The organism is Streptomyces sp. NPDC004752 (assembly GCF_053601275.1).
Genome location: NZ_JBSGBN010000198.1, coordinates 1 through 7141, shown reverse-complemented (window position 1 = coordinate 7141; position 7141 = coordinate 1). Strand labels below are relative to the sequence as shown.

The window sequence follows — 7141 nt, the reverse complement described above, 5'->3', positions numbered from 1 at the left end:
GTAGTGGTCGTACTCCCATCCGGCAACGTCACCTTGGTACTGCCATCCGGATGCGTCACCGTCCTACTGCCATCCGGCCCCGTAGTGGTCGTACTCCCATCCGGCAACGTCACCTTGGTACTGCCATCCGGATGCGTCACCGTCCTACTGCCATCCGGCCCCGTAGTGGTCGTACTGCCGTCCGGGAACGTCACCTTTGTGCTGCCGTCCGGATGCGTCACCGTTTTGATGCCGTCCGGGCCCGTCACGGTGACCGTGCCGTCCGAGGACGTCGTCGTACGGCCGCTCGGGCCGTTCACGCTTGTCGAACCGTCCGGATGCCTGGTGATCTCACCGCTCGGGCCCGAAACGGTGGTCTTGCCGTCCGGGGACGTGGTGATCTGACCGCTGGGGCCGGAAATGGTCGTGTGGTCGCCCGGAAGGTTGGTGACCTCGCCGTTCGGGCCCGTCTTCTGCACGGAGCCGTCCGGCTTGATGACGGTCACGGACCCGTCGGGGTCGGTCTGGGTGACCGTTCCGTCCGGGCCGGTGGTCACCTTGGTGCCGTCGGAGTAGGTGATCGTCTCACTGCCGTCGGGGTTGTGCACGGAGACGCCGTCGTTGCGCCCGCGGGAGCCGCCGGAGGTGCGGTCCGCCGGCGGCGCGGAGGTGACGAAGCTGCTGGTGGGTCCGAGCGGGACACCGGACTGATGGTTGCCGCCCTGGAGTTGATTGTTGGCCTGGTCGATGACGGACTTCGCCTGGTTGTTGGCCTCGTCAATGGCCTTGTTGGCCTTCTCGTTCGCCGCGTCGATCGCCGTCTTGGCGTCGGAGTTGGCCTGGTCGGCGGAACTGTTGGCGTCGTTGTGGACGTCCTTGAGGGCCTTGTCCGCCTGGGAGTTGGCCTCGTCGATCGCCGTCTTGACACGGGAGTTGGCCTCGTCGGCGGACTTGCTGGCGTCGTTGTGGGCGTCTTTGATGGCCTTGTCGGCCTGGGAGTTGGCCTCGTTGATCGCCGTCTTGGCATCGGCATTCGACTCGTCGGCCTGCTTCTTGGCCTCGTCGATCGCCGACTTCGCCTGGTTGTTGGCGTCCTTGGCCGCCTTCTCCGCGTCTGCCCTGGCCTTCTCCGCGGCCTCATTCGCCTTGTCAACGGCCTCGTCGGCCCTGTTGTTGGCGTCGTTGACGGCCTTTTCTGCCTGCTCGTTGGCCTTCTTGATCGCCGCCTCGGCCTCGGCCCTGGCCTTCTCCGCGGCCTCATTCGCCTTGTCGATGGCCGCCTGCGCCGCCTTGTTCGCCTTGTCGATCGCGTCCTGCGCGGCCTTGCCCGCCTTGTCGATCGCGTCCTGAGCACCGTCTTTGCCGCTACCGGAGCCGCTCCCGCCCGACCCGCCGAAGTAGTTGGTGACCTTGGGTTCCAGGACCTCGTCGATGACGCGGCGCGCCTCGATGAAGGCGTTGTTGACGCTCGACAGCGCCTTGTTGGCCGTGGGAGCCAGGTGTTCCTCCACGCCCTTGTTCCAGGATTCGACCGCCCTGGTGCCCAGACCGGCCCACGTGGAGACGTCGTTGAGCCAGCCGAGCCCGGGGATGACCAGTTCGGCCTCGGGCCTCAGCACGTAGAAGTGCGTCGTCGTCTTTGAATCCTTCCAGCTGCCGGAGCCGCTGGTGTTGCCGCCGTAGTACGTCGACTCGGTACTTTCCTTTGTGGCTTTCACGGCGAACCTGGCGTTGTGGTTGTAGGCCCAGGTCTGGGCCGATTCCAGCATCGAGAACAGGATGCCGTAGGGGCTGCCGAGCCCCGGCAGGAACTCCACGGGGTCCTCGCCGGTGCTCAAGTTGGTCCAGTCGGCGTTGGTTCCGCTCTCCCAGTCGGTCCACGCCTGGTACAGGTCACGAATCGCGACGAAGACGGCGTTGCCTGCGCCCAGGATCGCGTCTCCTTGCAGGCTCGACGACGCGTAGTAGTCCCACATCGACTCATGCTTGGCGGAGAAGCCTTTGGGGTGCATCTGGTCGGCGAACCCGCTGTAGTTCTTGTGCAGTCCGTCGATGAGATCGGCGAACACCTCGGCCGCCTTGCCCTTCCAGGCCGCGGTGTCCTCGCCCAGGGACTCCTTCCACTGCTTGAGCGTCTCGGCGTGGTCCAGGAAGAACTTGGCCACCCGGTCGTACGCCTGGGCCGTCGTGGTGAAGGACTCGAAGTCCATGGCCTGGGACACGTCCACCGTCTGGCCGTTGGACGAGAAGTCGATGTCGTTGTGGGTCGTGATACCCCGGTATCCGAGCTTGTACAGCACGCTCCCCGCGCCCTGGATGTACCGGCCCATGGGGTGATTCATCCCGGTCAGCGAGCTGTCGCTGTCGCCCTCGCTCCAGCTGAACGGGTTCAGGTAGTTGAGCTTGACGTCCGCACCGTTCGGACCGACGAAGTCGATGAGGACCTTGCGGAGCCTTGGGTAGATCTTCTCCTTGAGCTCGTCCTCGGAGTAGTCGTCGACATCCACGTCGTCCGGGTTCTCCTTGCCCGGCAGGAAGAAGTGGATCACGAAGTCGTGCCCGTCGACGTTCGGTCCCGAGTAGAGCTGGTACGCGCTCTCCGTCATCTCCATGAACTCGCGGTCCTCGATCTTGACCGAGATCAACGGCGCGTTGCCGTTCGGCTCAAGGCCCTTCACGTCGTCGAACATGCCGGGGCGCTTGGGCATCTTGTAGCCGGTGAACGACTCGACGGCTCTGGCCCAGTGATCGGATTCGTCGGCCATGGAAGGACTCCCGGAGGTGGAACCGGTGGGTGGGGGTGAGGGGGAGAGAACGGGAGGGCCGGGAGGGCCCGGAGTACGTTACTTGTCGCCGCCCTTGCTTCCCTTGTCGCCCCCCTTGTCGCCGGACGAGTCCCCGTGATCGCCGCTGCCCGAATCGCCCGAGAAACCGGTTTCGGACAGGATCTCGGAGAACTTGTCCGCCCCGATCTTGCCGAGGTTGTCGCCCTGGGTCTTGAGCAGCTCCTTGACGGTCGTGCGCAGGGCGTCATCGATCTCGTCGAACGTGTCCTGCTGTCCCAGCAGGACGTTGACGACCGTCTCGATGTTCTTCGCCAGCGCGTCGGCGAAGCTGGCGCCGGACACGAGGTCGTCCGCGTCGATGGTCCCCATCACGATCGGCTTGCCCGCGGAGATCGCTCCCACGGTCTTCTCGGTGGTGATGCCGTCCGCCAGGTCCCGCATGGACGGGTCGCCCTCAAGGATCTGCTTGAGGTCCTCGATGAATGTCGCCAGGTCCCCGTCGATGAACGACTGGATGGACGTCTTGTCCAGGTGACTCAGGTCCGCCATGGCTGTTTCCCCTCCTACGGATGTCCCCGGTACCGCGGCGCCGGCATGCCGTGTGTGCCGTGCGTACGGTGTGCGCCGTCGTGGTACCGCCTCCGGCCGACGGTGCCCTGCTGCTGCCGGAGGCGGTGGCTCTCACGACACGGCTCACCTGCCGATGGACACCTCGGACCAGAGCTGGCTCAGGTTCTGCTCCGTGTACCGGTAGTTGCCCGAGACGTCGGTCAGCAGGTCGGCGTGCGAGTTCAGCAGCTGCTGCATGGTGATGACAGCGTTGTCCCAGGCCGTCTGCTTCTCCTCGTAGACCGACGCGTCCTCACCCCACCAGGTCTGCTTGAGCTCGTTCAGCTCCATCTCCAGGTTGCTCAGGGTGCCCTCGATGGCCCGGGTCTGGTGGACCATGTCGTCGGCGGCGTTGGTGACGGGGTTGTACTCGACGTGGATGTAGCCGTCGTTCAGGTCGGACATGGGTGATCCTCATCTCGTGGGGGTGCCAGTGGGGCGGGGCCGCCGGGGCCCGCCGCGAGCATCAGACGACGGGGCTGGTGGCGGGGTGGATGGCCCCGGAAGCGGACAGCGCGTCGAAGGCTGCCTCGCTCGCGCTGAACGCCTGGTCGATGGCCTGGTTGCCGGAGCCCTGGGCCAGGCCGTGCTGCACCAGGCTCGTGTTGAGCTTGTCGATCATGTCTTCGAGGTTGTTCAGGATCTTGACCACCTGGTCGTCCCACAGGTCGAGCAGCCTGCCGTAGGCGCCGCCGTCCGAACCCTGGTAGGCCTTGGACAGGTTGTTCTTGGTGCCCTCCACGTCCTGGAGGATGCGCTGGATGCCGCTGTACGCCTGCTCCAGCGCCAGGATCCCGTTACGGGTGGACGACGCCTGTGACTGCTGTCCGCCGGTCTCGCTCATGTTGCCCCTTCCCTGCTCCACGGCGTCGCCCCCCGGCTGTCGCCCGGTCGAACCGTCGTGCCGCCCGAACGGCGGTGTGTCGCCCGCTGGTTCAGGTGCCGACGCAGAAGACCGGAGGAGCTCGTGACGCCAATCCCGACCACTTTGATTCCTGGGCCCAGCCTAAAGAGCGTCAAATTACCGATGCAACAGTTCTTTACCTTTGGCACGCAAGCATCAACATCAACTCCGCCTGCATTCACCTCTATGTCATCTCCAGGTACCACAGGAGACACATGAAGCGCCAAATCCCCTCTTTTGCATGAGAGTTGGGGCTTCACTGCGGCGGCTCGAACTGGTGCGACCTTTCAGTCGGCTCCGGCTGCCGCCCCCCGTGACGGCGACGTGTTGTCCGGTGCCGGGGTCGGTGATCCGGAACCGCCGCACTCCCTGTCGGCCGGTGTCCTGCGCGTGTTCTGGGCGGAGGCCGCGACGGCCGCCTGCGCCGCGTCGAGTTCCGGCCCGGTCGGCAGCATCGACAGCAGCAGCGAGGGCACGGTCCGCACCTGGGCGTCGCTGTAGCCGAGGGCCTTCTCGTCGTTCTCCGTGGGCACCCGGTACTTCACCCCGGTGTCCGTGACGAGGTACCGGCTGCCCCCGGCGTCGCCACCGGTGGCACTGCTCGCTTGGACCAGTGCGCCGCCGCCCGGCTCGACCACGACGCCGTCAACGGCCAGGCAGGCCACGGTCGTTCCGGTGGCAGGCCGCTGAGCGAGGGGGGTCAGCGCGCTCTGCGCCACCACCGCGACGCCCACCTGCACCCCGGTTCCGGCCGCGGACCCGGGCGTCACGGCGGCACAGACTCCCTGGTCCTCCGTGACCGCCGCGAGGGCGGGCGGTGATGCGGGCAGTGCCTCGGTGGAGCCGGTGGCTGAGCCGGTGTCCGTGTCGTCGGCGGCCAAGTGGCCCTTGAGCGCGCCCGCTTCCAGTTGCCGCGCGCTCGCGGGGCCGCCGCCGTACGCCTTCTCGGCGGTGTCCGGATCGCTGAGCTGCAACGCCGCTCCGGTGTTCGTCAGCGGCACCAGACCCTCGCTGCGCAGCAGGTAGTACTGGGTGCGCGCGGACCCGGGCACACTGGTGCGGAAGACCTGTCCGATCCGGGTGTCGAGCCCGCCGAGCGACGGACCGGCCTTGCCGCGGCCGGGTACGTCGACCGGGGCCAGATCGGGACCGGCGGGCAGGGCGTCAATGAACGCGGCGGACACCTTCCGGGGTTCGGCCGACCCGTAGCCGAGACCCTCCAGGGCGCTGCTGCCGGTGTCGATCCGCAGCCTCATGCCCTGCCACACAAGGAAGCGGTTCCCGGACGGGCCGGCCACCAGCAGCGCGCTGCCGTGGGGCAGCGGGCGTTCGGCGGTGGACGAGGCCACGGCGAGCACGGTGGCGGCGCTGCCCGCGCCGGCTTCGGGTGCCGAACACACCAGCCAGGGGCGGGAATCGGCGAGCGCGCCGGAGTCCGGCAGTACGTCCGGGGCGCCGCTGATGCCGACCGCGGCCCCCCGTGGGGTGTCCCGCAGCGACTCGGTGCCGACCGCCGTGGTGGACAGCCCGCCGCCACGGGACCCCGCGAGCAGCTTCGCGGAGGCGTAGTTCAGCACGGGGCGCAGCTCGTCGTCCTGGTAGAAGTAGCGGGCTCCGGTGTCCTTGTCCACGATCAGTGTCCCCGAGACCCGCCAGGAATTGGTGGTGGACGGGGATATCAGGCCGAAGACGAAGGCTCCCGCCGACACCAGCAGCGCTACGACGATCCCGATCGCCAGGCCCCGGTTGGTGCGGCCGACGGGGCTCTCCGGTGCGTCCAGATCGGTGCGCAGCAGCCCCGAGGTCAGCCGCCCCATGACGAACATGTGCGCCTGGACCTGGTCGCGTCGGTTCTGCACGTCTTGCTCCCTAGGAGGGTTGGCTCAGGAGGTGGGCGGCTCGGAGGCGGGCGGCTCGGAGGCGGGCGGCTCGGAGGCGGGCGGCGCGGAGGCGGGCGGCGCGGACGTTCAGCGGACGTTCATGAGCCGGACGCCGGACATCCGAGAGGGGCGTCACAGGTTCAGCGCCCGCAGGTAGCCGTACACGCCGAGGATCCACAGCGCCAGCGGCAGCAGGCTGACCGCCGCGGCGGAGTGCAGCAGTTCGGCGGCCCGGCCCCAGTACGGCACCAGCCGCCGCCCCGGCACCGTCCAGGACGCGATGGCGCACGCCGCCGCCGTGGCGAACAGCCCGACGAGCAGGGCGGGCCGCGAGTCGGGCGAGATCGCCAGGGCCGCGGACACCACCAGACCGGCCACGCCCAGCACCCCGGGGCCGATCAGCGCGAGCCGCTGCCAGAAGCTGCCCATGCCGCGGCCGTGCAGCAGCAGGAGCAGCGAGAGCGCGGCGGCCATGCACCCACCGGGCCAGCCGAACGGATGGACCAGGGAGGCGATGCAGGCCACGCTGAGCAGCCCGGCGGACGCGAACAGCGCGGTCATCCATACGTCGGCGACCACGGTGCGGGCGGCCACGTCGGCGCTGGGGTGCGGGTCGATCCCCTGCTGGAGCTGCTGGGCGTTGGTCGGCAGCGGTGGGGTGCGCAGGCCCGAGAGCCGGAAGGACAGCGCGGGTGTGAACGCCCCGAACAACACGGTGACCAGGGCGGTCACCCCGGCCGCCTGCTGGGGCGTCAGGTCGAGCAGGAGGAGTAGCAGCCCGCCGAGCGCGCCACCCACCGCGATCGCGGCCGTGGCCAGGAACAGCGGGGGGAAGGCCGCCACCACGGCGAGTGCGAGCACCGCGCCGCCCGCCGCGGCGGCGGACGCGGCGAGCAGTCTGGCGCCGAGGACCTGGTCGGCCTGGTCGCCGAAGAAGGTGCCGCCGGGCACCAGCCAGCCCGCGTGTGTCCAGTACAGGGTGG

At 68.4% G+C, this 7141-nt stretch carries 6 protein-coding genes; all 6 read right to left on the bottom strand.

The window, feature by feature from the left end:
- Positions 1-2744: AAWKG family protein (locus ACWEKM_RS43540; RefSeq protein ID WP_451626845.1), on the bottom strand; the 2744-nt coding region annotated here is incomplete at its 3' end.
- Positions 2745-2822: 78 nt separating this feature from the next.
- Positions 2823-3314 carry a type VII secretion system-associated protein gene (locus tag ACWEKM_RS43535; RefSeq protein ID WP_451626844.1) on the bottom strand — a complete coding sequence of 164 codons (492 nt, stop codon included), beginning with the start codon at positions 3312-3314 and terminating at the stop codon, positions 2823-2825.
- 144 nt (positions 3315-3458) lie between these two features.
- Positions 3459-3779, bottom strand: coding sequence for a WXG100 family type VII secretion target (locus tag ACWEKM_RS43530; protein ID WP_451626843.1), 321 nt, complete (start codon positions 3777-3779; stop codon positions 3459-3461).
- Positions 3780-3840: 61 nt separating this feature from the next.
- Positions 3841-4218: a hypothetical protein gene (locus ACWEKM_RS43525; RefSeq protein WP_451626842.1), complete on the bottom strand. Its 378-nt coding sequence runs from the start codon at positions 4216-4218 to the stop codon at positions 3841-3843.
- Between the two features lie 347 nt (positions 4219-4565).
- Positions 4566-6137, bottom strand: a complete 1572-nt coding sequence (eccB, locus tag ACWEKM_RS43520; RefSeq protein WP_451626841.1) for a type VII secretion protein EccB — start codon at positions 6135-6137, stop codon at positions 4566-4568.
- A gap of 153 nt (positions 6138-6290) precedes the next feature.
- On the bottom strand, positions 6291-7141 hold an 851-nt coding region (gene eccD / locus ACWEKM_RS43515; protein ID WP_451626840.1), incomplete at its 5' end, for a type VII secretion integral membrane protein EccD.